25 protein-coding genes and 1 tRNA gene are annotated in these 26,416 nt (G+C 48.7%); 14 read left to right on the forward strand and 12 right to left on the reverse strand.

Features of this window, described 5'->3' with window-relative positions; all coding sequences use genetic code 11:
• Positions 1 to 48 precede the first annotated feature (48 nt).
• Both ACMYR3_RS04265 and ACMYR3_RS04270 read left to right on the forward strand, forming a co-directional pair.
• The gene (locus ACMYR3_RS04265) at positions 49 to 1,293 is read left to right on the forward strand and encodes an aspartate kinase (RefSeq protein WP_424194840.1); all 1,245 of its coding nucleotides are present in this window, start codon (positions 49 to 51) and stop codon (positions 1,291 to 1,293) included.
• A 48-nt stretch (positions 1,294 to 1,341) separates the two neighbouring features.
• Positions 1,342 to 1,435: transfer RNA gene (locus tag ACMYR3_RS04270), tRNA-Ser, on the forward strand.
• Between the two features lie 105 nt (positions 1,436 to 1,540).
• On the opposite strand, the gene ACMYR3_RS04275 is transcribed toward ACMYR3_RS04270, so the two are convergent.
• On the reverse strand, positions 1,541 to 2,326 hold the full coding sequence (locus ACMYR3_RS04275) for a sterol desaturase family protein (protein WP_424194842.1): 786 nt from the start codon (positions 2,324 to 2,326) through the stop codon (positions 1,541 to 1,543).
• Between the two features lie 116 nt (positions 2,327 to 2,442).
• Positions 2,443 to 3,288, reverse strand: a complete 846-nt coding sequence (locus ACMYR3_RS04280; RefSeq protein WP_424194844.1) for a sulfurtransferase — start codon at positions 3,286 to 3,288, stop codon at positions 2,443 to 2,445.
• Between the two features lie 324 nt (positions 3,289 to 3,612).
• On the opposite strand from ACMYR3_RS04280, the gene minC reads away from it, so the two are divergent.
• The 3 genes from minC to minE are packed head-to-tail and all read left to right on the forward strand — an operon-like array spanning position 3,613 to position 5,489.
• The gene (gene minC / locus ACMYR3_RS04285; protein WP_424194846.1) at positions 3,613 to 4,380 is read left to right on the forward strand and encodes a septum site-determining protein MinC; all 768 of its coding nucleotides are present in this window, start codon (positions 3,613 to 3,615) and stop codon (positions 4,378 to 4,380) included.
• A 27-nt stretch (positions 4,381 to 4,407) separates the two neighbouring features.
• On the forward strand, positions 4,408 to 5,223 hold the full coding sequence (gene minD / locus ACMYR3_RS04290) for a septum site-determining protein MinD (RefSeq protein WP_424194848.1): 816 nt from the start codon (positions 4,408 to 4,410) through the stop codon (positions 5,221 to 5,223).
• 11 nt (positions 5,224 to 5,234) lie between these two features.
• Positions 5,235 to 5,489 carry a cell division topological specificity factor MinE gene (gene minE / locus ACMYR3_RS04295; protein WP_424194850.1) on the forward strand — a complete coding sequence of 85 codons (255 nt, stop codon included), beginning with the start codon at positions 5,235 to 5,237 and terminating at the stop codon, positions 5,487 to 5,489.
• A 247-nt stretch (positions 5,490 to 5,736) separates the two neighbouring features.
• On the opposite strand, the gene ACMYR3_RS04300 is transcribed toward minE, so the two are convergent.
• From ACMYR3_RS04300 to ACMYR3_RS04310, 3 genes are all read right to left on the reverse strand, one after another.
• Positions 5,737 to 8,574: a galactose oxidase-like domain-containing protein gene (locus tag ACMYR3_RS04300; protein ID WP_424194852.1), complete on the reverse strand. Its 2,838-nt coding sequence runs from the start codon at positions 8,572 to 8,574 to the stop codon at positions 5,737 to 5,739.
• Positions 8,575 to 9,212: 638 nt separating this feature from the next.
• Positions 9,213 to 10,262 (reverse strand): NADP(H)-dependent aldo-keto reductase, encoded by a 1,050-nt coding sequence (locus ACMYR3_RS04305; protein WP_424194854.1) that lies wholly within the window; start codon positions 10,260 to 10,262, stop codon positions 9,213 to 9,215.
• A gap of 95 nt (positions 10,263 to 10,357) precedes the next feature.
• Positions 10,358 to 10,777, reverse strand: coding sequence for a PRC-barrel domain-containing protein (locus ACMYR3_RS04310; RefSeq protein WP_424194856.1), 420 nt, complete (start codon positions 10,775 to 10,777; stop codon positions 10,358 to 10,360).
• A gap of 180 nt (positions 10,778 to 10,957) precedes the next feature.
• Here ACMYR3_RS04310 and ACMYR3_RS04315 point away from each other — a divergent pair, with 180 nt between their 5' ends.
• The 8 genes from ACMYR3_RS04315 to ACMYR3_RS04350 all read left to right on the forward strand — a co-directional run bounded on the left by ACMYR3_RS04315 (position 10,958) and on the right by ACMYR3_RS04350 (position 18,276).
• Complete coding sequence (locus tag ACMYR3_RS04315) at positions 10,958 to 11,836, forward strand: 3',5'-nucleoside bisphosphate phosphatase (protein WP_424194858.1); 879 nt, start codon at positions 10,958 to 10,960, stop codon at positions 11,834 to 11,836.
• Positions 11,837 to 11,949: 113 nt separating this feature from the next.
• Positions 11,950 to 12,585: an L-threonylcarbamoyladenylate synthase gene (locus ACMYR3_RS04320; protein ID WP_424194860.1), complete on the forward strand. Its 636-nt coding sequence runs from the start codon at positions 11,950 to 11,952 to the stop codon at positions 12,583 to 12,585.
• A gap of 175 nt (positions 12,586 to 12,760) precedes the next feature.
• Positions 12,761 to 13,240 carry a gamma-glutamylcyclotransferase family protein gene (locus tag ACMYR3_RS04325; RefSeq protein WP_424194862.1) on the forward strand — a complete coding sequence of 160 codons (480 nt, stop codon included), beginning with the start codon at positions 12,761 to 12,763 and terminating at the stop codon, positions 13,238 to 13,240.
• 120 nt (positions 13,241 to 13,360) lie between these two features.
• Entirely contained in the window at positions 13,361 to 14,017 is a 657-nt protein-coding gene (locus ACMYR3_RS04330) for a site-2 protease family protein (RefSeq protein WP_424194864.1), read from the forward strand.
• Between the two features lie 44 nt (positions 14,018 to 14,061).
• Positions 14,062 to 15,264 (forward strand): tryptophan--tRNA ligase, encoded by a 1,203-nt coding sequence (locus ACMYR3_RS04335; RefSeq protein ID WP_424194866.1) that lies wholly within the window; start codon positions 14,062 to 14,064, stop codon positions 15,262 to 15,264.
• A gap of 119 nt (positions 15,265 to 15,383) precedes the next feature.
• Entirely contained in the window at positions 15,384 to 16,262 is an 879-nt protein-coding gene (gene dapA, locus ACMYR3_RS04340; protein WP_424194868.1) for a 4-hydroxy-tetrahydrodipicolinate synthase, read from the forward strand.
• Positions 16,263 to 16,311: 49 nt separating this feature from the next.
• Positions 16,312 to 17,466: an outer membrane protein assembly factor BamC gene (bamC, locus tag ACMYR3_RS04345; RefSeq protein WP_424194870.1), complete on the forward strand. Its 1,155-nt coding sequence runs from the start codon at positions 16,312 to 16,314 to the stop codon at positions 17,464 to 17,466.
• 24 nt (positions 17,467 to 17,490) lie between these two features.
• Complete coding sequence (locus ACMYR3_RS04350; protein ID WP_424196358.1) at positions 17,491 to 18,276, forward strand: MBL fold metallo-hydrolase; 786 nt, start codon at positions 17,491 to 17,493, stop codon at positions 18,274 to 18,276.
• Between the two features lie 91 nt (positions 18,277 to 18,367).
• Here ACMYR3_RS04350 and ACMYR3_RS04355 read toward each other — a convergent pair whose 3' ends face one another.
• From ACMYR3_RS04355 to ACMYR3_RS04365, 3 genes are all read right to left on the reverse strand, one after another.
• Positions 18,368 to 18,715 (reverse strand): hypothetical protein, encoded by a 348-nt coding sequence (locus ACMYR3_RS04355; protein ID WP_424194872.1) that lies wholly within the window; start codon positions 18,713 to 18,715, stop codon positions 18,368 to 18,370.
• 256 nt (positions 18,716 to 18,971) lie between these two features.
• The gene (locus tag ACMYR3_RS04360; protein WP_424194873.1) at positions 18,972 to 19,502 is read right to left on the reverse strand and encodes a hypothetical protein; all 531 of its coding nucleotides are present in this window, start codon (positions 19,500 to 19,502) and stop codon (positions 18,972 to 18,974) included.
• 9 nt (positions 19,503 to 19,511) lie between these two features.
• Positions 19,512 to 20,726: a JmjC domain-containing protein gene (locus ACMYR3_RS04365; protein ID WP_424194875.1), complete on the reverse strand. Its 1,215-nt coding sequence runs from the start codon at positions 20,724 to 20,726 to the stop codon at positions 19,512 to 19,514.
• A 91-nt stretch (positions 20,727 to 20,817) separates the two neighbouring features.
• On the opposite strand from ACMYR3_RS04365, the gene ACMYR3_RS04370 reads away from it, so the two are divergent.
• Positions 20,818 to 21,396, forward strand: coding sequence for an FKBP-type peptidyl-prolyl cis-trans isomerase (locus tag ACMYR3_RS04370; RefSeq protein WP_424194877.1), 579 nt, complete (start codon positions 20,818 to 20,820; stop codon positions 21,394 to 21,396).
• An 89-nt stretch (positions 21,397 to 21,485) separates the two neighbouring features.
• Here the strand turns inward: ACMYR3_RS04370 and ACMYR3_RS04375 are convergent, their stop codons facing one another.
• From ACMYR3_RS04375 to mutS, 4 genes are all read right to left on the reverse strand, one after another.
• Positions 21,486 to 21,770, reverse strand: a complete 285-nt coding sequence (locus ACMYR3_RS04375; protein ID WP_424194879.1) for a type II toxin-antitoxin system RelE/ParE family toxin — start codon at positions 21,768 to 21,770, stop codon at positions 21,486 to 21,488.
• A gap of 21 nt (positions 21,771 to 21,791) precedes the next feature.
• Positions 21,792 to 22,031, reverse strand: coding sequence for a CopG family ribbon-helix-helix protein (locus tag ACMYR3_RS04380; protein ID WP_424194881.1), 240 nt, complete (start codon positions 22,029 to 22,031; stop codon positions 21,792 to 21,794).
• Positions 22,032 to 22,184: 153 nt separating this feature from the next.
• Positions 22,185 to 23,264 carry a hypothetical protein gene (locus ACMYR3_RS04385; protein ID WP_424194883.1) on the reverse strand — a complete coding sequence of 360 codons (1,080 nt, stop codon included), beginning with the start codon at positions 23,262 to 23,264 and terminating at the stop codon, positions 22,185 to 22,187.
• Positions 23,261 to 25,912 (reverse strand): DNA mismatch repair protein MutS, encoded by a 2,652-nt coding sequence (gene mutS / locus ACMYR3_RS04390; protein ID WP_424194885.1) that lies wholly within the window; start codon positions 25,910 to 25,912, stop codon positions 23,261 to 23,263. The genes ACMYR3_RS04385 and mutS overlap by 4 nt, the downstream gene beginning before the upstream one ends.
• Positions 25,913 to 26,416 lie beyond the last annotated feature (504 nt).

Here is a 26,416-nt window from a genome sequence, read left to right on the forward strand (position 1 = left end):
TGCCACTTTGTTTCATCATGATTAATCGAATGTATCTTCAACAAGCTCATGGCTCTCATAGTTCATAAATACGGTGGTACCTCAATGGGCTCCACCGAGCGCATCAAAAACGTCGCCCGTCGGGTTGCCAAGTGGCAGAAGGCAGGTCATCAAATCGTCGTAGTGCCGTCAGCCATGTCTGGCGAGACCAACCGTCTGATTGGCTTGGCCAAAGAGCTGCAGGCTCAGCCTGACCCGCGTGAGCTCGATATGCTGGCTTCCACCGGTGAACAGGTTTCCGTGGCATTGCTGGCGATGGCGCTCAAAGCCTTAGATCTCAAGGCCAAAAGCTACGCTGGTTGGCAAGTGCCGGTTAAAACTGATTCGGCCTTTACCAAAGCGCGTATTCAATCGATTGATGATGTCAATATCCGTCAAGATCTGGCCGATGGTGCAGTCGTTATCATCACGGGTTTTCAAGGCGTTGATGCCAATAACAACATCACCACCCTGGGGCGCGGTGGTTCTGATACTTCAGCAGTCGCTGTTGCAGCAGCGCTCAAGGCGGAAGAATGTCTGATTTATACCGATGTGGATGGTGTTTATACGACTGATCCACGTGTCGTGAGCGATGCTAAACGTCTCAAGACCATCACTTTTGAAGAAATGCTCGAAATGGCGAGCCTGGGTTCTAAAGTATTGCAGATTCGCTCGGTTGAGTTTGCTGGCAAATACAATGTCAAAACCCGCGTACTTTCGAGCTTGACAGACCCACTCATACCGCTGGAAGAAGAAGCGAATTCTGGCACCCTGATTACTTTTGAGGAAGACAACACCATGGAACAGGCCGTTATTTCCGGCATTGCCTTTAACCGTGACGAAGCCAAAATTACCGTACTGGGCGTGCCTGATAAGCCTGGTATTGCCTATCAGATTCTTGGGCCGGTCGCTGCTGCCAATTTGGAAGTCGATATGATCATCCAAAACATGGGTGTGGCCGGTAAAACTGATTTTACCTTTACCGTTGCGCGTGGCGAATACCAGAAAGCATTTGATATCCTCACCAGTCTGAAGGCTCAAATCGGTGCTGAGCAAATTGTGGGGGACGCCAAGGTATCCAAGGTATCAGTAGTCGGTGTGGGCATGCGTTCCCATGTAGGAATCGCCAGCAATATGTTCAAAACGCTCTCTGATGAAGGCATCAATATCCAGATGATCTCAACCTCAGAAATCAAGATTTCTGTGCTGATTGATGAAAAGTATATGGAATTGGCCGTTCGCGCTCTTCATAAAGCCTTTGAACTTGATCAATAAATTTGACCAGACCTAGCTAAGCCGGTTATCATTCCGCTTCTCATTGTTGGAGACGTGGCCGAGAGGTCGAAGGCACTCCCCTGCTAAGGGAGCATGTGGGCTTAAACCTGCATCGAGGGTTCGAATCCCTCCGTCTCCGCCAAAAAATATACCCCGCGTAAGCGGGGTTTGTTTTTTCTATTTTCTATTTCCTGATCTTCAGACGCTTAAAAATAAACCCGCTATGGCGGGTTTATTTGTTCTTATTTTAAGCGCTCACTGGTTTGCGGCCAGTTAGTCCTGGGTTGAGCAACTTTTCGCTATGTGTCTCCGCTCTTGCATCCTGGGGATGATCGGCGTGAACATCCTTTAAAAGCAGCAGATCGACTACACGGGTTTCGCGCATGGAGTCAAAGCCGCAGATCACCTCGGGCTCGTCGGGGCGGGGATTCCGAAAAGTCCCAAAAATCATATCCCATAAAGGAATGGAGTAATTGTATTTGTGCGAGTGCATTTCATGGTGTAGTCGATGCGCTTCTGGGCGCTGTAGAAAGTATCCAACCCAGTAGGGGGTGCGGATATTGGCATGGGTAAAGAAGTCGTAGGCAACCTCGATGACATAAAACATGCTGATCGATTTGGCGGATAGTCCTAACGCCCAGAGTACTGACGAGCCAATCAAGATATTGACAATGCTGTCCAGTGGGTGACCATAGTAGGTCGTCAATGCTTCAATTCGCTCGGGACTGTGGTGCACTTGATGGAGGCGCCACAGGCGGTTGTTTTTGTGCATTGCCCAGTGCCACCAGTGTTGAAAAAACTGAAAGCTGATAAACGCTAATATGCCGCCAGAAATTGGATGCAGATTGCTGAATATGGTTTGGTTTTGATGGCTGGCAAACCAGCCCCCCCACAATTGATCAGCTAACCACGACAAGGGGAAGCCAAGACCAATAAAAAAGGCCGCACGTAAATACCAGTAACTCGTTTTGGGTTGGGAGCGGGCTGCAAAGAAAAATTCCAGCAGGATAAATAAGGCTAGGTATTTGAACATGATATTTCCCCAAGCAATTCTGAACAGGCCAAAATTTGCCCGTGTTTGTTAGGTATTACTATTTATTTTTTTAAGCAAGACCTCTGCCTACTATTGTGCTGATTTACGCTTGTTCATCATGCAGCAAGTTGGGCTGGTTTTGCGCAGTGTGGGCATTGAATGGGAGGTTGGTAGAGTAGGGAGGCTTGTTCCTCTACTGTGACGACCGAGCGGCAGGCAAAACACTGTAATGCGCCTGCAGGTTCCAGTTTTGGTGTCAGTGCAGTTCGATAGTCAAAAACAAAACAATCACCATTGTAGTGAGCGCCACCGACCTCTTCAAAGTATTTCAAAATGCCCCCTTCCAGTTGAAGAGTATGTTCCAGTCCTATTTCACGCATATGAATCGCCGCTTTTTCACAGCGGATCCCGCCAGTACAAAACGAGACAATGGTCTTGTCGGCTAATTGTTCTTTATGCTTTGCAATGACGTCAGGAAATTCGCTGAACTTCGTGATACGGTAATCAATGGCATTTTCAAAGGTGCCAACATCGACTTCAAAAGCATTGCGGGTGTCCAGCATGACAACAGGACGACCGGTATCATCATGGCCGACATCCAGCCAGCGTTTCAATGTTGGAGCATCAACGGAGGGTGCGCGGCCTTTCTCTGGTTTGATCACTGGCATTTTCATGGTGATGATTTCCCGTTTGAGTTTCACCAACATCCGGTTGAACGGCTGTGAATCGGAAATACTTTCTTTGGGAGTAATGTCAGAAAACCGCTCATCTCTTTTTAACCATTCCATAAAGCCATCAATGGCAGAGCGTGAACCAGCCAGAAACATATTGATGCCTTCAGGGCTTAAAAGAATGGTGCCTTTTAGTTTGAGTTGCCCTGTAATATCCTGAAAGTGGGGACGCAGTGCTTCGGTATCATTCAGGGTGACAAATTTATAAGCGGATATGTTGATGATTTGCATACGGGTTCTGTCTTGGGAATGAGTTGATGTCCGGCTTATCGTTAAGTCCGATCATGTCGTCTTACATTGTGCAGTTGCTGCAAGAAGCAATGAATTCGCTGACCCATCATTTTAAAGAAAGTCCCGTCTGAACAGGAGAAAAGTTAGAGGCTAGCCTTGCTTTAGCTCAAATTAATATTAATTCAGTTGAATTGGTTGCTTATCCATTATGAGGTACATCATGTGGTACATTTTTTAGATCGTTTAGCGATGTAATTATTGTGAATTACTCGAATTTTTTACTGTGATAAAGGTAGAATGTGGTGTTTTTAATGAAAAAACGTCATGACGCATAAAGAAGCGCCTATTTTCGAACTTCGGGGAAGTCAGGTTGATGCCTTGCTTTTTATCCCGAAAACCAACGATCTGGCAGTCATTCGCGCTGAATTGACGCAGCGTTTCGAATCTGCACCTGATTTTTTTTCCAATGATGCGGTGGCACTCGATATGCGTCGACTTGAGGATGGACAAAGTCTGTCACTTCAAGAGCTGGCTGCATTATTAAAGGAATTCGGTATGCAGCCAATTGGTGTTGTAGGCCATGCGGCACAACAAGTCTGGATGCAAGAAAGTGGATTAACCATTCTTGAAAATCATGAACGGCGGGTAGAGCGCTCAGGTAAGGTATTGGACACGGCTGAAGAAGAGCAAACCGTGGCTCATACTGAAGCTGAAACATTCTCGGCTGACAATCAGGCTGTGCCAGCAAATGTATTGCAAATGGCAACTCGAATTGATAAGCCTTTACGATCTGGGCAGCGAGTTTATGCGCCTGGTGATTTATTGGTTTTAGAGTTGGTCAGTCATGGTGCAGAAATCATTGCTGAAGGTAACATTTATGTTTACGCTCCCTTGCGCGGCAGGGCTTTGGCAGGAGTAAGAGGCAATACCGAGGCACGGATTTTTTGTACTTGCCTTGAAGCTGAGTTGATTTCCGTGGCGGGTATTTATCGCACCACAGATAATCCTTTGCCTGACGATGTTTTGGGTAAACCAGCACAAATTCGACTCATCGATGAAAAATTGGTGATTGAACCGCTCAGGCTCAAGTAGCCGAGCAATAACAAGAAAGGGAAATAGATGGCAAAAATAATTGTCGTAACCTCAGGTAAGGGCGGAGTTGGCAAGACGACGACGAGTGCCAGCTTTTCATCGGGTTTGGCTATGCGTGGTCATAAGACTGCCGTCATTGACTTTGATGTGGGGTTGCGCAATCTTGATCTGATCATGGGTTGTGAACGTCGCGTTGTTTATGATCTGATCAATGTGATTCATGGTGAGGCCAATCTTAATCAGGCGCTGATTAAGGATAAGAAATGTGAGAATCTTTATATTCTTCCAGCATCACAAACTCGCGACAAAGAGGCATTGACACAGGAAGGCGTCGAAAAGGTCTTGAATGATCTGGCTGCGATGGGTTTTGAGTACATTATTTGTGATTCACCTGCAGGTATTGAGACTGGCGCTTTGCTTGCCATGCATTTTGCTGATGAAGCACTGATTGTGACTAATCCAGAAGTGTCATCGGTTCGTGACTCAGATCGAATTCTCGGAATTCTGGGTTCCAAGACTAAGCGCGCAATTGAAGGTGCTGAACCGATCAAAGAGCATTTGCTGATTACGCGCTATAACCCCAAGCGTGTTTCTGATGGCGAGATGTTATCTTTGAATGACATTCAAGAAATCCTGCGAATTGATTTGATTGGTGTGATTCCTGAGTCCGAAAGTGTTCTGCAAGCCTCCAATCAGGGCGTTCCGGCTGTGTATCTGGAAGGTTCGGATGTGTCTGAGGCCTACAAAGATGTGATTGATCGTTTCCTCGGTAAAGACAAGCCGCTGCGCTTTATAGATTATCAAAAGCCGGGTTTGCTGCAACGTCTTTTCCGCAGTAAGTAAGGAGCTTGGTCATGTCAATATTGTCATTTTTACTTGGGGAAAAGAAAAAGACCGCTTTTGTTGCCAAGGAGCGCCTGCAGATCATTCTGGCGCATGAACGTAGTGGTCGTTCTACTCCGGCGGATTATTTACCAGCTTTGCAAAGAGAGTTGGTCGAAGTGATTTCCAAATATGTGCAAATTAATCCTGAAGATATCAGGGTGAACCTTGAAAGACAGGATGATTTGGAAGTATTGGAAGTCAAGATAGAAATGCCACAAGCTTAAATTTTGTTTTCCCCCAATAAAAAAACAGCCATATAGGCTGTTTTTTTATTGGGGGAAGCATCCTATTTTCTGATGTACATAGCTCCGAGATTGATGTTGAAGATATAAGGCTGTGGTCATAGATGATTTTCGGCTGCATAGACAAGACGGGCCGGAATTACCATCATTGATTCTCAGCACATTTGTCGATTGGTCATTTCGTTTAGAGGATTGGCCAATCGACAGATAAGTGAGCAATAGCAATATATTATTGTGTCATTCTAAGGATTTGTGCGGATTTGGATGGGATACCATTCGCATCGAGCGCAAACACCATGTAAAAACCTGGAGGCATCAGAAATTTGTTGGTGGGCAGTTGCAAGGTGACAGAATTGCTGCTTCGACCAACGATGGTAGTTTCGACGATGCGCTGCTCCATATTGAAAGAGTGGGTAACCGATCCGGTCTTCATGAGTATTACCCGTGTGATTGGGCTACTATGATTGTACTGAATGACGAAATTCTGGCTTGGACTTAATTGGGTTGGCGCAGTGATCTGCGGACGATTGGCGTCACTGATCTTGTTATTGTTGGCGTCGATCAGATAGGGTGGAGTATAGATTTCCACATTACGGTTGGTTTCTGGTCCCCAAGCTCCTCCTGCACCGACCAATACACGACCATCCGGCAGCAACATGGCCATTGAGTGGTACAACCGGACCTGCGCTGCAGCCGTCGTGTCTTTTTTCCAGGTGCCGGTGGCAGGGTTCCATATTTCAGCATTGTAAGCCGCCACATTGGTGCCGCTTGGACAGTTCTTGCCGGGTGTGCCTGGGTTGGTTCCTTCGGTTCCATCAGCATTGCGACATTTGATGTTATAGCCTTCCGAACCACCGGTAGCCAGAACTTTGCCGTCGGCGAGCAGGGTGAGTGTGCCCCAGACACGATGCGCACTCATGTTTGCACTACGTGTCACGGTGACATTATTTGGGTTGTTGATATCGATAATGTAGGACTGATTGGCTCGAATGCCCTTGTTGATTGGGTCGATAACCGTCTCCATGCCGCCCATCTGCAATATTTTGCCCGGTGCATACATGGCAGAACTCAAACCGATATTGGTATTGCCATTGTCAGGGACGGGTATGGCAGTATAGCTACTATTGTTGGAGGTATCGAAAATATTACCTGCACTGCGTATGGCCGTGCCTGCATTGCCTTTGGTCCAGTCGATGAAGTACATGTAACCATCAGGGTCATAGCCAAATATCTGCCCATTTGGGGCAATATAGTTGCGTGGGTACCACCAGTTTAGTTGGTTACCACCATTGGCAAAAGTCTGAGTGGTGTAGACATTGTCCCAATAGGTAGTCTGTCCATTGCTTTGGCCGTCGTGTATTTCAGGGTGAATTGCAGCACGGTTATCTCCTTTTATATTACCGTTGCCGCCCTGGATAAACACGCGTCCGTCTGGCAAGGTCGTCACAGTGGCATACCAGCGTGGCACTTTCATTTTTCCAGCAGTGTCGGAGGCAGTCAGCGTTGGTCGGCTCGGTTGCCAATCCAGGTAATTGCTGTCATTGACGCCAAAGTTGGCCGTATTTCGGTTTTGATGATCGGCATAATAGGGATCACCAGTTCTCTCACCAGGTTGGTATTGATCACCACCTGCAATGAACAATTGTTTATTGCCGGCATTGGGTAACAAAATCTGCGCGCTGCAAAACAGGTCGGTTGTGACGTTGTCTGACAAGGTCTGATGACCTGCGTCAGGCGCTTTGCTGGAATCCCAGATATCGAACAAAAGTGTGCCGACACCGGTGGCATTGCCATTGGCATCACGTGTCACTTCACGTGCACCCTGAATACCTGCGCCATTGGTGCCGTAGGTCATAATCCGACCATCGGGCAGCAAAGCAGCATGCAATGGTTCCAGCGGCCAGTTATAGACACCACTCCATTGCCCTGAAGCATTATTGTTGATCCCACCATCACTGATGGTGATGGTTGACCAGCCGGAACCATTTGGGTCGGTAATGCCAGAGACAGGGATGGCGGACAGCTTGTATCTGATCCCATTTCGAACTGTTTTGGTTTGCAACGTGGTATTGCGTACCTGGAATGATGAAATGCCTGCAGGTAGACTGATCGTGTTATTGTTGACAGGTGCGAAAGTGACACCGCCATCAACTGAGTATTCCAGTGTTGCGGTATAGTCTGCATTGAGTAATGCGCTATGTGCCAGGTCGACAGCATTGGTCCCTTTGATTGCAGGATAACCATCTTCGAGTACCAGATTGACACTGGCTGGCTTGAGTGTCTTACCTGAAAGATTAAATGTAAGGGTGGCTTTGTCACCCTCTGTGATGCCGATGTCACTGGCACCAGTAATAATGGCATCAGGAATCGGGGTGCTATCAGCGATAGAAATAACACTTTCAAGGCTACCAGCTTTTAATCCAGAACCAGCCTGTATCACCAGCTTGAAACTTTCAATACCTTCTTGGTAGACCGTATCAGTCAGCGCCGTGATCTTTATTTGAAAACTTTTCTGTTTGGCGGGTAATGTCAAGGTTGCGCCAGGCAGCAGATCGGTGAAAGTTATTCCGTTATCGAACGAATATTGGAGGGTGGTTGAATAATCACCATTAGCCGCTGTGGCAGTACCATCCTGCAGTGTCAGATTCAGCGATGCAGTCTTGTCATCAGGAACAGCTTGATCCAGACTGACAGTAGTTATGATGGATTGACCTTCTGACACTGTCAAAACCTGGTCGACTGAAGAAAGGGCAGGTGTTGGCGTTTCTACTGTGCCAGATGAACTGGCACCACTGCTGGAACTGGATGACGAGCTAGATGTGGAGCTAGACGTAGAAGAGCCGGACGACGTGCTCGAAGTTGCCGAGCTGCTACCTGAACTCGACGAGCCAGTATTGGTACCTGTTGCTTCACCCAGATTGTTCGAACCTGCCGGCGGTGCAGAACCACCGCCACCGCCTCCGCAGGCTGTTAAGGACAATACGGCGACAGAAATCAGCAACCTAGCTGCTGCTTCCTTGAATGGAAAGCCACTTTGGCCTTTTGCTCTGATAACGAGCGTACTCATAGACTTACCCCAAATAATTCGGACATGCTTCCCTTGTCTTTCCCTAAATACTTTTATTTTTGGTGATCTGGATATCAATGCAATACATATGCCACTTCAAATTAACCCTAAGAATCAAACAGTTATTTTTTTTTTAAGAAACTGATTCGGTCAATTTGTAAAGAAAACCGGCAATGACAATCAGAAAACGCTGACAGCACTTATATCCATTATCCTATTGTGTGACAAAAGTTAACTAAACATCAAGCAATACATTTCCACTGGATTGTCTCATTATTTCAAATACTGGCAGGATCAAGTTGATGAAACATTGATCTGAAGTAAGTAAATTCGTGGTTTAGTAAATCAATGGTGCGGGAGTATAAAGCTTAGATAGTTTTTTCATGTGGATGGCTATTTACTTCGTCATAACACATGGTGTTTCGAGAGGCTTGCTGGTTGGGCTTCTTGAGGGGTTACTTTGTTTTTTGATCATTCTTGACTGGGTGGGATTGTTTCATTGCAGCAACAATCTTCTTGGCCAAGAATCGCAGGCTATAAAAATGCTCATCCAGTTGACAACTGGTCAAGTTTATCAATCATGAAAAGCGGCGTTTCCTGTCCAGCCTGACCATTGAGTCGGACTCATCAAGCGTTGATTATGGTGCGGGATTGGGGTGTTCCTTGTGTATGACGTCAATTGCGTCAGTCAATTCCTGTGACAAACTGATTTCTACAGAAGCAATATTTGCTTCCAACTGACTGAGTTGGGTTGCGCCAATAATGCTGCTGGTGACAAATCCACGGCTATTGATATAGGCTAATGCCATTTGCGCCGGGTTGAATCCAAATCGTTTGGCCAGATTGACATACTTTTCGGTGGCAAGCGTGACTTGTGGATTGGTGTAGCGGCTAAAACGCGAGAAAAGGGTGAGTCGACCATCGTCAGGGCGTTGGTCATTTAAGTATTTTCCTGAGAGTACGCCAAAGGCCAGTGGCGAGTACGCTAATAGACTGACCTGTTCACGATAAGTGAATTCGGCAAGGCCAATTTCAAAAGTACGGTTGAGCAGGTTGTAAGGGTTTTGGATACTGGCGATGCGCGGCAAATTAAAACGCTCGGCCAGGTTGAGAAATTGACTGACGCCCCAGGGGGTTTCATTGGAGACACCGATATAACGGATTTTTCCAGCTTTGACAAAATCAGCCAATACATTCAGGGTTTCCAGAATTGGAACCGTCGCCTCATCATTGACATGGGCGTAATTCAGCTTGCCAAAAATATTGACGCTACGATCTGGCCAATGCAGTTGATAGAGGTCAATGTAATCGGTTTTTAATCGGGCCAGGCTCAAGTCGAGTGCCTCAGTCAGACTTTTTCTGTCGAAGTGATTTTGTCCGTTGCGAATATATTGAGGGTTGTGGGCCATCCGAGATGGTCCGGTTGCTTTGGTTGCCAAGATAATCTGATCACGTTTGCCCGACTTTGCAATCCATGAACCTATATAAGCTTCGGTTAAGCCTTGCGTCTCGGCCTTGGGAGGCACCGGGTACATTTCGGCGGTATCAATGAAGTTAATGCCTTTGCTCAGGGCCAGATCAATTTGTTCGTGCGCTTCTGATTCCGTGTTTTGCTGTCCCCACGTCATCGTGCCCAGGCAAATGGCACTGACTTTCAGGGGGGTCTTGCCCAGAGTGCGATATTCCATATGACATGCAACCTTGAGTGGGTACTATTAAGGCTAGTTTGCCAGAATTAACCAAACCTTGCAGTCGCATGCTGCTGAAATCCCGTATTTGAATTTTAAGAATCAACATATTCAAAATTTGGTAATGCCTGAATGCTTGCTTTTGTTGCACCAGGCAAAATCAGTTTATCTTTTGTCAAACGCAGGTCGGACATCGCAATCGCGACATCATGGCGGCCCAATCCAACAAAGCCACCCGAGCTGACAATCACATAAGAGACTGATTTATCCGGGCTGATAATGATGTCTTTGACTTCACCGACTTTTTCGTCAGCCTCATTGTAAATTTCTGATCCCAAGATTTTCTTCTTGGCACTCCATCCCAACAGCACACCTTTCACTTCGCTGACCGGGCCATTGCTGATCTGTCTGGTATCAGTGTTTTGTGCATAGGAACCTGCAATGCCTGCACCCGTAAAAGCGATGGTGAACATGGTGACCAGTATGTAAGTTTTGGCGGCTTTTCTCATACTCATGATGGACTCCTTGAATGCGGCAAATAACTTGCCATAAGTGCATTGTGCTTTTGCAGCATGGTTTTGCGAATGTGCCAATGGCGCAATGCTTTGTCAGTGAGCACTGACGCCGGTCGTGTTTAGGGTGTCGGAGCATGATTGTTGGCAGACGTGATTTGCCCGAGCGCGTAAAATGTCTGGATGACTCAATTCAACGCGCCATTGCTGACTTATCCGGATCCCCATCGAATGAACGTCGATCTGCACTGTCATTCGTCCGAATCGGATGGGGTACTGGCGCCAGATGAATTGGCTTATCGGGCCAAGGCACATGGTGTCGAAATCTGGGCGTTGACGGATCATGATGAAGTCTCGGGTCAGCAAGAGGCCAAAAGAGTGGCTGAGTCAATTGGCTTGCGCTATGTCAGTGGTGTGGAAATTTCGGTCACCTGGGCCAATGAAACGATTCATGTGGTCGGGCTGCAGATTGATCCTGACAATCAAGCCCTCAAGGAAGGTTTGCGACATACCCGATCAGGACGCAGTCAGCGCGCGCATGAAATGGCGGCACAATTGGCGGCAGTAGGCATTGCCGATGCTTTTGAAGGTGCGCTGACTTATGTGGGCAATCCCGAGTTGATTTCGCGCACTCATTTCGCCCGTTATTTGGTGGAAGCGGGCGTTTGCAGTGATACCCGCGAAGTGTTTTCACGCTATCTGATTGAGGGCAAACCGGGTTTTGTGCCCCATCGCTGGGCCACCCTGACGCAGGCTGTGACCTGGATTCGTGAGGCGGGTGGTGTGGCGGTACTGGCGCATCCAGCGCGTTATCGCAAGCTGAGTGATCTGGAAACTTACGTTTTGTACAGTACCTTTAAAGAACTGGGTGGCGTGGGGCTTGAAGTGGTGACGGGTAGCCATACCAAAGAAGAATATGTACGCTATGCCAAGGTGGCTAATGAGTTTGGTTTTTTGGCTTCGCGAGGTTCTGATTTTCATGCGCCTGGCGAGTCGCATGTCGAGCTCGGCACCTTGCCACCTTTGCCCGATTCAGTGGTGCCGATCTGGCATAACTGGTAATGCTGGGTCAATGCAGTCAATTGACCTGTAGGTATGTTTGTATTCATGCGAGTCGGTGTCTTTCAGGATATCGTTGTGAATTGATCATGTTGAATTTTTAAGTAGGTTTTGTTGTGTCCCAGTTTTTTACGATTCATCCCGAGAACCCTCAGCCGCGCCTGATCAAACAGGCTTGCGACATTATCAGCAAGGGTGGGGTGCTGGCCATTCCTACCGATTCGAGTTATGCATTGGTCTGTCATCTCGATGACAAGGCGGCAGCCGATCGTTTGCGACAGATTCGTGGGATGGATGAAAAACGCCATCTGACTTTGCTGTGTCGTGATTTATCCGAGCTGGCCACCTTTGCCAAGGTGGATAACGCTCAATATCGCCTGTTAAAACTCGCTACACCAGGACCGTATGCTTTTATTCTGGAGGCGACCAAGGAAGTGCCACGGCGTTTATCGCATCCTTCCCGCAAAACCATCGGATTGCGCGTGCCTGAGCATGCCATCACACAGGCTTTGCTGGCCGAATTGGGTGAGCCGCTACTGGCAACCACGCTGATTCCGGCAAACGAAACCCATCCTTTGAATGAAGCCGAAGTCATCCGTGATCGTTATGAAAAATTGATCGATCTGGTGATAGATGGTGGTGCTTGCCCGCACGAACCGGTCACCGTGATTGATATGACCGGGACCAGTCCGGTCATCACCCGTGCCGGGCTTGGGGATTGGCAAAAACTGGGTTTGTCGATTGAGGAGTGAGTTAGGCTTTTAAGTCAAAAAATGACCAAATAGTCGGTTTTTTGACGGTGTATGTGCTAATAATGGTTTGTTAAGTGCGTATTTATTGATTCAAATAAATTACTGCTGGGTAGTATATTTCCGTCCTGATGTCTTGGTAAAAACTGCGGACGCCAATCGAGCGTATCATGGTGAGATGAGTGATTTAAAACAAAACGATCAATCCGACATGCCATCAAGCCCGGCATCGACGGTGTGGGTGCTGGTCTACGGCACGCTACGGCGTGGCCAGGCCAACGACATCACCCAGCTGCGTATGGCTAATTTGCCACCCGCCGAGTTCGTGACCCAGATACAGCTACCTGGTGCCTTGTTTGATCTGGGTTGGTATCCTGGTTATAGCGATGACCCCGCCTATATGGATGAAGCTGCCCAAGCGGTGACGGTTGAAGTCTATCGTGTGCCAGCTGCATTGATTGTCAAACTCGATGAGATTGAAGAAATCAATGACTCAGCTGATAGCGAATACTTCAAGCGCTGGATTTCACTCGAATTAGATGGTCACACACGCTCGTGCTTGCTGTATCAGATCAACCCCAATCGGCTTGGCAATGGCGTGCTTATCTCCTCAGGAGATTGGGTCAGCTATTGGGCCAAAAAAAGTGGGGCACAGTAAAACTGCTCAAATAGGTTGTCCGCAAAAGTCATGTCACTGCGGTTGCCATCTTGCCAATTGCTTAGATACCGCTGTGAACAAACTGCAGAATCGGCCTGCAGCCTGATAGAATGAGCGGCTATGGATTCTTCCCTTATTCAAACGATTGCAGTCTATGCACTGCCGGTGATTTTTGCCATTACCCTGCATGAGGCCGCGCATGGTTTTGCAGCACGCTATTTTGGCGACTCCACCGCCTATGTGCTTGGGCGTGTCAGCCTGAATCCTTTAAAGCATATTGATCCAGTCGGCACGATCCTGATTCCGCTGGCCTTGTTTATTCTCGCCAAAGTGACGGGCGGGCCGCCGGTGTTATTTGGCTGGGCCAAACCCGTTCCGGTTAACTTTGGCAATTTGCGCGACCCCAAGAAAAATATGCTCTGGGTGGCCGCTGCCGGACCTGCTTCCAATTTGCTGATGGCCATGCTCTGGGTTGTTTTTTTCAAGTTTCAGGCCTTGGTGGGTTTGCAGGAAAGTTTTTTCATCCAGATGGCGCAAGCCGGTGTGATGGTCAATATTGTCATCATGGCGCTTAACCTATTGCCCATTCCACCATTGGATGGTGGACGGATGTTGATCAGTGTATTGCCGCATAAATTGTCTTGGCAATTGTCGCGAGTAGAGCCTTATGGGTTTTTCATCCTGTTGTTTCTGATGGCCACCCATACCTTATCGTTCTTCATCAATCCATTGATGTTTTTAGGCTTTTCATTTCTTGATCTGATTTTCAAGCTTTGACTCAAGGCTTGTTGATTATCCATAACCCGAACTCTTTTTAGATCATGTTTCAGGAACGCGTTTTATCAGGCATGCGCCCAACCGGGTCGCTGCATATCGGTCACTACCACGGCGCCCTTAAAAACTGGGTCAAGCTGCAGGCTGAATATCCCTGCTTTTTCTTTGTGGCCGATTGGCATGCCCTGACGACTCATTATGAATCTCCCGAAATGATCGAGGAGTCGGTCTGGTCCATGCTGGTTGACTGGCTGGCCGTCGGGATCGATCCCGCTCAGGCCACCTTGTTCATTCAAAGTCGTTTGCCTGAACATGCCGAGCTGTTTTTGCTCTTGGCCATGGGTACGCCTCTGGGTTGGCTGGAACGCGTGCCAACCTATAAAGATCAGATCGAAAAACTCAAGGAAAAGGATCTCGGCACCTATGGTTTTTTGGGCTATCCGCTCATGCAAGCCGCCGACATCCTGATTTATCGGGCCACCTACGTGCCGGTTGGCGAAGATCAGATTCCCCATATTGAGATGACCCGTGAAGTGGCGCGTCGCTTCAATCACCTCTATGGCCGTGAGTCAGGTTTTGAAGAAAAGGCATTGGACGCTGTTAAAAAACTCGGCGGCAAGCGCGGCAAGCTGTATCTGGAATTGCGCACCAAATATCAGGAGCAGGGCGATGATGATGCGCTGGAGCAGGCGCGCGCCATCCTGCATGACTCGCAAAGTCTGTCCATGGGTGATCGTGAGCGACTGTTTGGTTATCTGGAGGGTGGCCGCAAGATCATCTTGCTGGAACCACAGGTTCTTTTGACCGAAGCCTCCAAATTGCCAGGTCTGGACGGCCAGAAAATGTCCAAGTCATACGGCAACACGATTGCTCTGCGTGAAGCACCTGAAAGCATCAATAAAAAAGTGCGTACCATGCCAACCGACCCAGCACGCGTGCGCCGTACCGATGCGGGTGATCCGGCACGTTGTCCGGTCTGGCAATTTCATCTGGTTTACTCCAATGAAGACACCAGGCAATGGGTGCAAACCGGCTGCAAGAGCGCTGGCATTGGTTGCCTGGAATGCAAGCAGCCCATCATCGATGCCATCATCAAGGAACAGGAACCCATGCATGAAAGGGCACAGCCTTATCTGGATGATCCATCATTGTTGCGTGCCATGATTGCCGATGGTTGTGATAAGGCACGCAAGGTCGCACAGGAAACCATGCGTGATGTGCGTGAGGCGATGGGCCTGGATTTTTCTTGATCGCGTAGTCGATATAGATATAAATAAAGGCATGAATCACCGCGTTTTCTTCAACCCGTGAGCGAATTCAGTAGAATTGCTGTTTTGCTTAAATCAAGTCACTACTCAAGACACTATTTATGATTACTGGCAGCATAGTTGCAATTGTTACCCCGATGCTTGAAGACGGCAGTCTCGACTGGCCCGCATTTCGTGCGCTGATTGATTGGCATATCGCCGAAGGCACCGATGCCCTGGTGGTGGTTGGCACTACGGGTGAGTCGCCCACTGTCACGGTGGTCGAACATTGCGAACTGATCAAGGTGGCCGTTGAACACGCTGCCAAACGGATTCCGATCATCGCGGGCACCGGTGGTAATTCTACGATTGAGGCGATTGAGCTGACCAGCTATGCCAAACAAGTGGGCGCCGATGCCAGCTTGCAGGTCGTGCCTTATTACAATCGTCCCACCCAGGAAGGCATGTATCAGCATTTTAAAAAGATTGCCGAGAGTGTGGATCTACCCGTGATTTTATATAATGTACCCGGCCGAACTGTCGCTGATATGGCACATGACACCGTGGTGCGTTTGTCAGCTGTGCCAGGGATTGTTGGTATCAAGGATGCAACAGGTAATCTGGAACGCGGTTGTTTTTTGATTCGCGATGTGCCTGCTGATTTTGCTGTGTATAGCGGTGATGATGCGACCGCGATTGCCTTGATGCTGATGGGGGGCAAAGGCAATATTTCTGTGACCGCCAATGTGGCACCGCGCAAAATGCATCTGCTCTGCCAGGCTGCCATGGCGGGTGATGTGGTCACTGCTCGTGCGATTCATTTTGAATTGCTCGGTTTGCACAAGAACCTGTTTGTTGAACCCAATCCGGTACCCGTCAAATGGGCTTTGCAGCAAATGGACAAAATGTCCTCCGGGATTCGTTTGCCATTAGTCAATCTGGCACCGTCCTATCATGATTTGTTGCGCTCGACCCTGCAAAGTGCCGGTTTGCTGAACTAATCGCAGGCTTGCCCTGTCCGACCCATTTCAATTAAAAAAGATATCGACAATGAGACTATCGCGCACGTCCTCCCTGATCATCCTCTTGCTGGCATCAGCGGGTCTGCTCAATGGCTGTTCCACCATCAACGAAACACTGGATAACGACAAAGTCGCCTATAAAAGCATTCGTACCAATAAACAGCGTACCCTGGATGTACCACCAGATTTGACACAGGTACAGGCCGATACTCGTTATGCGGTGCCAGATAGTGGCACAGCCAGTCTATCTGCTTTTAATGCCAATCCTGGTGGCACCAGCACCACTTCAAGTGCCGCAACAGTGGCACCGATTACCAGTGAAGATGTTCGCCTTGAACGTGCCGGTAATCAGCGTTGGCTGGTGGTTAAAGCTGATCCAGAAACGCTTTATCCCAAGATCAAAAAGTTTTGGGAAGATAGTGGTTTGATTATCGTGACTGAGGAGCCTAAATTGGGCATCATGGAAACGGATTGGGCCGAGAATCGCGCGAAATTGCCGCAAGACGTCGTTCGCCGCACCATTGGTCGTTTGTTTGACAGCTTGTATTCAACCGGAGAGCGTGATCGTTACCGTACTCGACTGGAACGTGCAGAGAATGGTCAGACGGAAATTTTTGTCAGTCATCGTGGCATGATTGAAGTGGTTGAAGGTGCTCAAAAAGAGCGGACTGTTTGGCAACCACGGCCATCCGATCCAGAGCTCGAAGCCGAGTTTTTATCGCGTTTGATGGTTGTTCTGGGTGGTGAGCAAGTACAAGCCAAGGCCAAAGCAGCCACTGCAACACCTGATCGCGCACGCTTGCTGAATGGTGCTGAAGGTAACTTCGTTGAAGTCGATGAAAACTTCGACCGCGCCTGGCGTCGTATTGGTCTGGCACTGGATCGTACCGGCTTTACTGTAGAGGATCGGGATCGCTCACAAGGTGTTTACTATGTTCGCTACATTGCGCCTAATCCAGATTTGCAGGGTGATAAAAAAGATGAAAAAGGTTTCTTTGGGCGGCTGTTTTCACGGAGTGGCTCGGATAAAGACATCAAGGATGGTGGCAAGTATCGTGTTGAAGTGAAGAGTGGTGGCGAGAAAACCCGAGTCGCAGTCATACCATTGGCAGGCGCTGAAAAAGCCAAGGCTGCCAGCAATGAGGGACAGATTTTGTCGATCCTTCAACAGCAACTGAAATAAAGGCAAGGCAAGGCGTTGTCGATACTGCGTTTTGCCAGCCTGGGCTCGGGCAGTGAGGGTAATGCACTCATTGTCGAGTCCGGTACAACTCGGGTCATGCTCGATTGCGGTTTTTCCGTGAAGGAAACCGCTCGGCGCCTGGCTCGTTTAAATCTGACGCCTGAGGATTTGACCGCTGTCGTCGTGACGCATGAACATGCTGATCACATTGGCAGCGCGGTGAAGTTCTGTGCGCGTTACCAAAAGCCCTTATGGGGCAGTTATGGCACCTTTGCGGCATGGTTGGGGAGCGACCCCACTCGACACAGTCAATTTCATCAAGCACCAAAATATTGTCATGCTGGTCAGTTGCTTGAGATTGGCGAGTTGCAGTTGCAGCCTTATACGGTGCCTCATGATGCGCGTGAGCCATTGCAGTTTGTGTTTGCGAATGGTCAGCATCGTTTAGGCGTCTTGACCGATGCGGGCCACTACACGCGGCATCTGGCCGAACAACTCCATGGTGTGCATGCGCTGGTTTTGGAATGCAATCACGATGTGGACATGCTGGTCAATTCCAATTACCCGGCTTCGCTCAAACACCGCATTGGTGGTTTGTATGGACATCTTTCCAATCAGGCGGCTGAAGAGGTATTGAACGCGATTGATCAATCCTGCCTGCAACACGTGGTGGCGGCGCATCTTTCCAGGCAAAATAATTCGGTTGAGCTGGTACGGGCAACTTTGGACCGTGCACTTAAGCAGGTGACCATGACTCAGGTAGCTGTAGCCTGTCAGGATGAGGGATTTGACTGGTTGGCGCTGGCTTGATGGAGCCAATATAACGGTTTAATGGATTGCAGAAGCATGAGACATAAAAAAAGCCGACATAAAGTCGGCTTTTTTTATTAAGACGTGGTGATTACTTCTTAACGGCGTCTTTGGCAGCGTCCATAGCTTCGCCAGCTTTGGCAGCAGCATCTTTAGCGGCTTCAGTAGCAGCACCAGCAGCTTCGCCAGCTTTTTCAGCAGCAGCAGCGCCAGCATCTTTAGTGGCTTCAACGGCAGCACCAGCTGCGTCTTTAGCGGCGCCAGCAGCTTCGCCAGCTTTGTCAGCGGCTTCTTTGGCTGCATCAGCAGCAGCGCCAGCAGCGTTTTTGGCTGCGTCAACTGCGGAAGGCGCTTCAGTTGTTGGAGCAGCTTCTTCTTTTTTAGTACAAGCAGCCAAGGCAATTGCCAGCAAGGTTGCGACGAGGAGAGACTTTTTCATGGCTTCTTCCTTAAAAAGGTTAATTTTTTGATAAATGAAACGAATAATAAAAACTTGGTAACTGTCGTGCCTTCTTGCAATGACTGTCTTGGGCAGCCAATGTATGGGTCAATCTGACAACACGAGAGCTAATGTAACCCAGCTCAAGATTATAGCTGTAAATAACTCCCCTGTGTACCCATTGGTTGACACAGGGCAAGCGATTGCTGCTCGATTAAACATAAAAGACGACTTTGGGTGGTCGATTAACAATATTTCAATCAAATACCGGCAGACCAAGACGTATTGGCTCGGCAGCATCATAAAGCTGCCTAAATCGTGAAAGCCAAACCTGATTGGCTTTCAGATCATCGATATTACTTGGATACAAGGTTTCGCCGCGTAAATATTGGGGGTGCGTAATGCGTACCAAGTGCCCAGCATTGGTAATCAGGTAGCGGTCTGGCAGTTGTCGATATTCTTCGCTGGTGTGACGACATTGGGTGGCATGTGCAAATAACCGGAGTAGTGCGTGAAATCGCGGTAACTGTTTTTCCAGATGACCAAAGTCATGAGCCAGCAGTTCCAGGCGACGATAGCTAAACTGTCGTAAAAACTGTTCCAGCAACTCACAAAAAGTCTTGTCGCCGAGTGGCCAGTTAATGAAATCCTTATCGATCAACATCAGAGTTTCACAACGTGGTAGGCCATTTTCATCAGCTGGATTATTTTGCAGCGTGGTCAGCATGGCAAATAATGCTGCATGAAATTCCTTGCGGCCTTCAAAGCGTTGCAGTGGTGTTGTCATTGTCTGCTCTCACGAAATTAGGGGGAGATCAAGCTGCAGCAAAGATCCACAGGACAGCCAACCAGCACAGTACCAGTCGTAAAGCAGCTCAAGCAGGGCTTGGTCAGCAGTTGGTTCGATATCAACGGCCTGAGCGAATTGAAGGGCGGGCAGATGACGTTCATTGGCTAGTTGCTTGAGGGCTCGAGTAAAGTAAGGTGCGCTTGAGATGATCGGTTCGCCATTGATATAAAAACGTTGTCCACGATACAGCAGCAAAGATTTATCGTGCAAATGACAGCCTTGTCTGGACAGAGTTTTAACAAATTGCACTAAGCTCATGGTTTTTGCGGGTGGATCAAAAAACACATTGCTTTTGGGTTCACTATTGAATTGCCCCAGAAATTGCTCGATTAAATCCTTATTCCAACGTGTCCTGCGCAGTTGTTTGCTGACTGTGTCAATCATGGTTTGCGGTAATTTGGCGGGTGTTTTGGTGAGGCTTTCATCTTTATTTTTGTAGGTGCGATCCTGATCCGTGATTGCCTCTAAATGTTCAGCAAAAAACTCCAGGAAGCGCTGACTCAGCATGGATAGGCCTGGTGCGCGAAAGCCCACCGAGTAAGTCATGCACTCGCCTTTGGCAATGCCATTGTGGGCATAGTGAGGTGGCAGGTAGAGCATGTCGCCAGGCTCGAGCGTCCATTCTTCTTCGCAGACAAAATCAGCCAGAATTTTGAGTGGCACATCATCGCGCAGGGTCTGATTCTTTTGTGCGCTGATTTGCCAGTGACGTTGGCCGCGGGCTTGCAATAGAAAGACGTCATAGGAGTCAAAGTGCGGGCCGACACCGCCGCCGTCAGTGGCATAGCTGATCATGACATCGTCAAGGCGGGTGTCGGACACAAAACGAAAAGCGCGCATCAATGCGGCAATTTGGGGGTTATGCAAATTGACACCTTGTACCAATAGAGTCCAGTTTTTTTGCCGTGTTTCTGGCAGTTCATCGATTTCAAATGGGCCATGTGCTACTTCCCAGCGCTTGCGAAAGTGGGTAATGAGGCGAGATTCCACATCATCCTGGGCGGCCAAGTCAAAAAGTTGTTGGGGCGACAGGCGTAAAGGATGACTATCGTCTTGCAAGGCCGGAAAGGCTTGGCGAATCAGCAAGGGTTTTTTTTGCCAGTACTGGCTCATGAATTGTTCTACGGAAATGTGGCCGAGCTGGGTCAGGATGTGGGTCATGGAAGCGATGTGGTGTCAGCGGTTAGGTTGGATGAAGGCTATTGTAGTCGGACAAAAAGTCTATAATTGTCGGTCATACGGAGTTAAGAAGATGAAAATTGCCAAAAATACAGTGGTCTCGCTCACCTATACGTTGAAAAATACCGATGGTGAGATTATCGAAGAATTAGATGAACCGCTGAGCTATTTGCATGGTGGTTATGCAGGTTTTTTGCCAAAAATTGAAGCAGCGCTGGAAGGTCAGGAGCCAGGTTACAAAGTCCATTTGCATCTTGAACCAGAAGACGCATTTGGCGATTATGATGCCGATCTTTTGCGTATTGAACCGCGCGATAAGTTTCCCCCCGAAATGGCCGTTGGTATGCAGTTCGAAGGCTTGCCTGAAGATGAAGGGAGCGAGTTTGCTGAAGAAGATCAACCCATCTACACGGTGACTGATATTGTCGAAGATAAAGTGGTGCTTGATGGTAACCACCCGCTGGCAGGCATGGCCCTGCGTTTTGCGATCAATGTGATCGAAGTACGAGAAGCTACTCAGGAAGAAATTGATCAGGAACAGGCACTGGACGGAGAGAATCATCCTTTCACCGTCCTGGGTGTGGACAGTGACGATAATGAAGAGGATGATGAAATCCCGCTGCAACAACCGACACAGCGCACACTTCATTAAATATTTGGGAGTATATGGCTAAACTGGCTGATTAAGTGCTTGAATACTGAGACTGATTTAATACACCTGGGGACTATATTTAAGGTGATCTAATTGGGCCACTGCCGAGTCACATGAACGACGGCCAATATCTCTACAGTCTCATCACGAGAACGATAGATGGTCATATAGGGATGTGACTGGCAGGGCAACTCTAACAGGTTGGGCAAATGACTGGGTTTACCGACAACACCGCCCTCAGCCAACTGCAAGTGCTGTTGGCGCAGACAATCCATCACCAGACTCGCTTGGCCCGAATCATTTTGGCTTAGGTAATTATGCAGACTGCGCAAGTCCTCTAAGGCGTTGGAAAGATAATGCAACGTCAATCCCATCAATACAAATTCCTGCTTTTATTAGGCATTCAGGCTGTGTGCTGAAAAAAACTCGACAATACTTTGATCAGGTGCGAAGTGACCCGTGTCAGCGCGCATCATTCTGACGAACATGATGTTGTCAAAGTGATGCATGGCCATCACATAATTTTCAAGTGCTTCAGTAGCGACGTCTTCTGCTGGACGATTTAATTCTGCTGCGAGAGATTCAATGCGTGCTTGGGTGGCGGTAGGAACATTCAGGGTAAAACTCATGCTCATGATGATCTCCTCGTGGGATGTTCATGTAGATGGAATTTTCTGTTCGTGAACGACAATCATAACTTAGATCACCACGGATTGTGAATTTTTCTTTCCTAGGGTTTGTTCTAGGAATGTTGTCTTGATTTGTTGTGCGTCGCAAAAAATAAATTTTTATGGCAACTGCCTGCTTTCGCCGACATGATGTGACTCAATCAGAAACAGTGTTTCAGTTGTTGGATCCACCGTCACCCTGATCCAGTTATTGACAAATGGTGCACCAAAAGTTTCCAGGCGAGTGAAATAGGGCAGTGCTTTGCCTGCACTATCTTTGAGTGGATGATCGGTTTGAAAATGATGCGTGTCACCATGAATGAACAAGACTTTGCCATTGCTGTGCTGAGCATAATCAACGCTTAAGTCAGCCAGCAATTCCTTGAATTCTGCATAACCATCTCGGGCGGCGCTGGCACGCAATTTGGAGCGACTGACGCTGGCGTCTTTATGAATGGAAAATAATGAATTTTCAAATAAAGGATTGCCTTGAGCAATTACCACCACGCCCGCCAGATGTTTTTGTTTGGCAATCGAAAAGGCACGGCTGAGCCACCAATGATTGGCGATCAGGCGTTCTTCAAACTCACCATTGCGTCCGGCTTCAAGTAGATAGTTATTGTTGCTACCGGGCAGATTAATGCCCACAAAGAGAATATTGCCTTGTTCCCAGCGGACGTTTTCTCGATAGCTATGAAAGCGGGCAACGTCGCTTTGACGAACTAGGGTAATTCGATTTTTGCCCAGTGACCATTCGTCATCATAAAACAGCTCGCGCAGCCGATTCAGGCGCTCAATCGGATCATAGCTGCCAGCGGCCTTACGATGACAATCGGTCCATTCATTGTCACCAGGAACGAGAATCAACGCATGATTAGAACTATTGAGCAGCTCTTTCCGTGTTTCCAGCAAGGTATCCGAGCATGGCTCACTACCGGACTTGATATCGCCGACATGCACCACAAAAGCCAGGGTCTGATTGTCCATGTCGTCAATCACATCGCGCAGCAAACGCTCATCACCTTTGTCATAAGGTGCGTCACCAATTGCGGCAAAGCTAAAAGCAAGGGGTTTGTTGGTGCTGTCAGCCGATGGATTGATATGGGGTTCTTTATCAGTCAAAGGCTGTGCTGTTGAAGACAACGATCCAAACAGCAATCCGCCCAATAAGGGCAGACTGCATAACAACAAAGATTTCATGACGAAGAATGGAGTAACTGACGTAAACGATAAAGGGCATCGAGTGCCTCACGCGGGGTGAGGGCATCGGGATCTAGATCGTTTATAGCATCAATTAATGACTGGCTAATGTCATTTTTTGTGTCAAGATTTGTCTGTGTCGGTACTGCTGGCAAGACCTGCGGATTGGCAAATAGGTCAAGCTGCGGCCTTACTACTCTGGCAGCCTGATCTTCCAGGCGAATCAGATGTTTTTTAGCTTGTCGTATCACTTCACGAGGCAAGCCTGCTAGTTGAGCGACCGCTATTCCATAGCTTTTTGATGCTGGGCCTTCGCGCAGGCTATGTAAAAACACAATGTGATGTTGATGCTCAATCGCCGCTACGTGCATATTGATGGCTTGCGGATAGGTCTCCGGCAAGGTCGTCAGCTCAAAGTAGTGCGTGGCAAAAAGCGTATAGCTTTGTGCCGCCTTCATTAAGTGTTCGGCAATAGCCTGAGCCAGTGCCAAGCCATCAAAGGTGGACGTGCCACGACCAATCTCATCCATCAAGACCAACGATTGTCGGGTAGCACGATGCAAAATTCCCGCCGACTCAGTCATTTCCACCATAAAGGTAGAGAGCCCACGCGCCAGATCATCAGAGGCACCTACGCGCGTAAAGATCCGGTCAATCGGACCAAGTTGTGCGGCGCCGGCTGGTACAAAACTACCTGCGTAAGCCAGCAGCGTGATCAAGGCTACCTGTCGCATAAAAGTAGATTTACCACCCATATTAGGGCCAGTGATAAGCATAAAACGCTGGCTTTCAGATAGCACACAACTGTTGGGTACAAAGGGCGTGGCGCTGTGAGCCAAGCGTGCTTCGATCACCGGATGGCGTCCATCAGTAATGTGCAGGCCATCTAAAGGTGACAGGCTTGGGCGTGACCAGTTATAGAGTGTGGCGTGATAAGTCAGGGCAGCCAGCGTGTCGATTGTGGCCAGCGCCTGGGCAATGTTTTTTAACGGCGCAATGGCAGATTCAAGTTGCACCAATAGTTGTTCATAAAGCAGCTTTTCGCGAGCCAAGGCGCGTTCTTGGGCGGCCAAAGCTTTATCTTCAAAGGCTTTGAGCTCGGGCGTGATAAAGCGCTCGGCATTTTTAAGCGTTTGGCGCCGACGATAATCATCGGGCACTTTATCGCGCTGCCCGTGAGTGACTTCAATATAAAAGCCATGCACCTTGTTAAATTCAACCCGCAAATTACTGATGCCGGTACGGGCTTTTTCGCGTACTTCCAGCTCAACCAAGAAAGCGCCGCAGTTTTCATCCAGGGCGCGGAGTTCATCCAGCTCGGCATCGAAGCCACGGGCGATCACACCACCATCACGCACCTGGGTGGCGGGTTCGGGCGCGATGGCAGCTTGCAGTTGTGGCAAACAGTCCGGTACGGTTTGCAGGGCAGTGGTCAAATCAGCAAGTAATGATTGTGGCAATGCCACTTCCCTCAAATGGCTGGCGACATGGGGCAGGCACAACAGACTGTCGCGCAGTGCCGCCAGTTCACGCGGACGTACGCTCTTCAAGGCTACCCGCGTGGCAATCCGTTCAATATCGGCTATCCCGCGCAAGGTTTTTAATAGGGCTGCAATATCCAGTGCCTGCAATGCGGTAATAGCCATGTGACGGGCTTGTGCAGCGGCCTGGCTACGCAGCGGTTCATGCAGCCAGCGACGCAACAGGCGGCTACCCATGGCGGTGGCACAATGGTCGAGCAAATTGAACAGTGTCAGCGCGCCTTTGTCCACTGCGCCATTACTGCTGTCAGCTCGCAGAGTTTCGGTGATTTCCAGATTGCGTCGGGTGGCGGCATCCAAACCAATGAATTGCTCATCAGACTGCACGCTCAGTGTCTTGACATGTAATAGCTCGCTGCCCAAAGCGTGTCGCGCATAGTGCAGGAGCGCTCCGGCCGCTGCAATGGCTGGTGCCTTGTCATCACAGTCATAAGCTGCCAGTGAACCGACTTCCAATTGCGCTTTGAGCAAACGCTCGCCTTCATCCGTAGCAAACTGCCAGCCCGGTAAACGAGTGAGCGGCAATTGTTCAAGCAAGGCTTGTAGTGTGGGATTGAGCTCGCTGCCATCGGGCAACAAAATTTCTGCTGGTGCCAAGCGTTCAAGCGTATCCATGAGTTGCGCAGCAGGGCGCTCGCTCAAGACCAGTTCACCACTGGCAACATTTAACCAGGCCAAGCCTGCCATTTGCTGTTTGGTGGCCGGTAACAGCGCCAGCAAAATCTGATCAGCCTTGTCGGGCAGCAGGTTGGCGTCGGTCAGCGTGCCGGGCGTGATGACACGCATGACTTTGCGCTCAACCGGCCCTTTGCTGGTGGCCGGATCACCAACCTGCTCACAGATGGCAACAGACTCCCCCGCCTTGACCAGTTTGGCCAGGTATTGATCGGCAGAATGGAACGGAATACCGGCCATCGCAATGGGCTGGCCTGCCGATTGGCCGCGCGCCGTTAAAGTGATGCCGAGTAAGCGAGAAGCCTTTTCGGCATCATGATAAAAAAGTTCGTAAAAGTCACCCATGCGATAGAACACCAGGATGTCTGGATAACCTGCCTTGATTTGCAGGTATTGCGTCATCATGGGGGTATGTTGTTGTTCTTTTAACATATTGTTTAATTGTAAAAACTATCTCGTCGTGTAATGGTTTGCGTTATTTGTGTGTGATTTTTTTTGGTGTTTCGTTAGACAAATTTTACCGTTTCAATTAATTGCTTCGTTTTAGTCGTGTTTGGTCGGTGTTTTAGAAGGCTTTTAAAATCTGGCTTGCTGGAGACAGAAGGGAGATCATTATCCGTGATCTGGGATCATTACCCAACGGAACGCGACGCCAGTGCACGCCAGAAGTGCCGCGCTATTCACTCTACAAAATATTCATTTTGGAATGGGTGTTAATGGGCGTAAGTTTGGTGCCCATGATTCAGCCGAACTTCGCTCAGAGATCTCCCGAGATCCTTAACTGCCAGTGTCGATGAGTTCAAAGGTGTGGCACCCTGGCGTCAGACCGGCTATCCGCGCTCAGGCACGTGGCCACTATCGAAAGCATTGGATCATCCACCCACATTGAGGGGTAGCAAGCTATCCGATCGCGAGGTTGAATGTCTGCTGTTCAAT

It is taken from the genome of Ampullimonas aquatilis (assembly GCF_049675895.1).
GTDB classification, from domain to species: domain Bacteria; phylum Pseudomonadota; class Gammaproteobacteria; order Burkholderiales; family Burkholderiaceae_D; genus Ampullimonas; species Ampullimonas aquatilis.

Excerpts from the sequence above, each read along its gene's own strand:
- ACMYR3_RS04265 (WP_424194840.1), top strand. The coding sequence starts at position 49 with ATGGCTCTCATAGTTCATAAATACGGTGGTACCTCAATGGGCTCCACC.
- ACMYR3_RS04275 (WP_424194842.1), bottom strand. The coding sequence starts at position 2,326 with ATGTTCAAATACCTAGCCTTATTTATCCTGCTGGAATTTTTCTTTGCA.
- ACMYR3_RS04280 (WP_424194844.1), bottom strand. The coding sequence starts at position 3,288 with ATGCAAATCATCAACATATCCGCTTATAAATTTGTCACCCTGAATGAT.
- minC (WP_424194846.1), top strand. The coding sequence starts at position 3,613 with ATGACGCATAAAGAAGCGCCTATTTTCGAACTTCGGGGAAGTCAGGTT.
- minD (WP_424194848.1), top strand. The coding sequence starts at position 4,408 with ATGGCAAAAATAATTGTCGTAACCTCAGGTAAGGGCGGAGTTGGCAAG.
- minE (WP_424194850.1), top strand. The coding sequence starts at position 5,235 with ATGTCAATATTGTCATTTTTACTTGGGGAAAAGAAAAAGACCGCTTTT.
- ACMYR3_RS04300 (WP_424194852.1), bottom strand. The coding sequence starts at position 8,574 with ATGAGTACGCTCGTTATCAGAGCAAAAGGCCAAAGTGGCTTTCCATTC.
- ACMYR3_RS04305 (WP_424194854.1), bottom strand. The coding sequence starts at position 10,262 with ATGGAATATCGCACTCTGGGCAAGACCCCCCTGAAAGTCAGTGCCATT.
- ACMYR3_RS04310 (WP_424194856.1), bottom strand. The coding sequence starts at position 10,777 with ATGAGTATGAGAAAAGCCGCCAAAACTTACATACTGGTCACCATGTTC.
- ACMYR3_RS04315 (WP_424194858.1), top strand. The coding sequence starts at position 10,958 with ATGACTCAATTCAACGCGCCATTGCTGACTTATCCGGATCCCCATCGA.
- ACMYR3_RS04325 (WP_424194862.1), top strand. The coding sequence starts at position 12,761 with ATGAGTGATTTAAAACAAAACGATCAATCCGACATGCCATCAAGCCCG.
- ACMYR3_RS04330 (WP_424194864.1), top strand. The coding sequence starts at position 13,361 with ATGGATTCTTCCCTTATTCAAACGATTGCAGTCTATGCACTGCCGGTG.
- ACMYR3_RS04335 (WP_424194866.1), top strand. The coding sequence starts at position 14,062 with ATGTTTCAGGAACGCGTTTTATCAGGCATGCGCCCAACCGGGTCGCTG.
- dapA (WP_424194868.1), top strand. The coding sequence starts at position 15,384 with ATGATTACTGGCAGCATAGTTGCAATTGTTACCCCGATGCTTGAAGAC.
- bamC (WP_424194870.1), top strand. The coding sequence starts at position 16,312 with ATGAGACTATCGCGCACGTCCTCCCTGATCATCCTCTTGCTGGCATCA.
- ACMYR3_RS04355 (WP_424194872.1), bottom strand. The coding sequence starts at position 18,715 with ATGAAAAAGTCTCTCCTCGTCGCAACCTTGCTGGCAATTGCCTTGGCT.
- ACMYR3_RS04360 (WP_424194873.1), bottom strand. The coding sequence starts at position 19,502 with ATGACAACACCACTGCAACGCTTTGAAGGCCGCAAGGAATTTCATGCA.
- ACMYR3_RS04365 (WP_424194875.1), bottom strand. The coding sequence starts at position 20,726 with ATGACCCACATCCTGACCCAGCTCGGCCACATTTCCGTAGAACAATTC.
- ACMYR3_RS04370 (WP_424194877.1), top strand. The coding sequence starts at position 20,818 with ATGAAAATTGCCAAAAATACAGTGGTCTCGCTCACCTATACGTTGAAA.
- ACMYR3_RS04375 (WP_424194879.1), bottom strand. The coding sequence starts at position 21,770 with ATGGGATTGACGTTGCATTATCTTTCCAACGCCTTAGAGGACTTGCGC.
- ACMYR3_RS04380 (WP_424194881.1), bottom strand. The coding sequence starts at position 22,031 with ATGAGCATGAGTTTTACCCTGAATGTTCCTACCGCCACCCAAGCACGC.
- ACMYR3_RS04385 (WP_424194883.1), bottom strand. The coding sequence starts at position 23,264 with ATGAAATCTTTGTTGTTATGCAGTCTGCCCTTATTGGGCGGATTGCTG.
- mutS (WP_424194885.1), bottom strand. The coding sequence starts at position 25,912 with ATGTTAAAAGAACAACAACATACCCCCATGATGACGCAATACCTGCAA.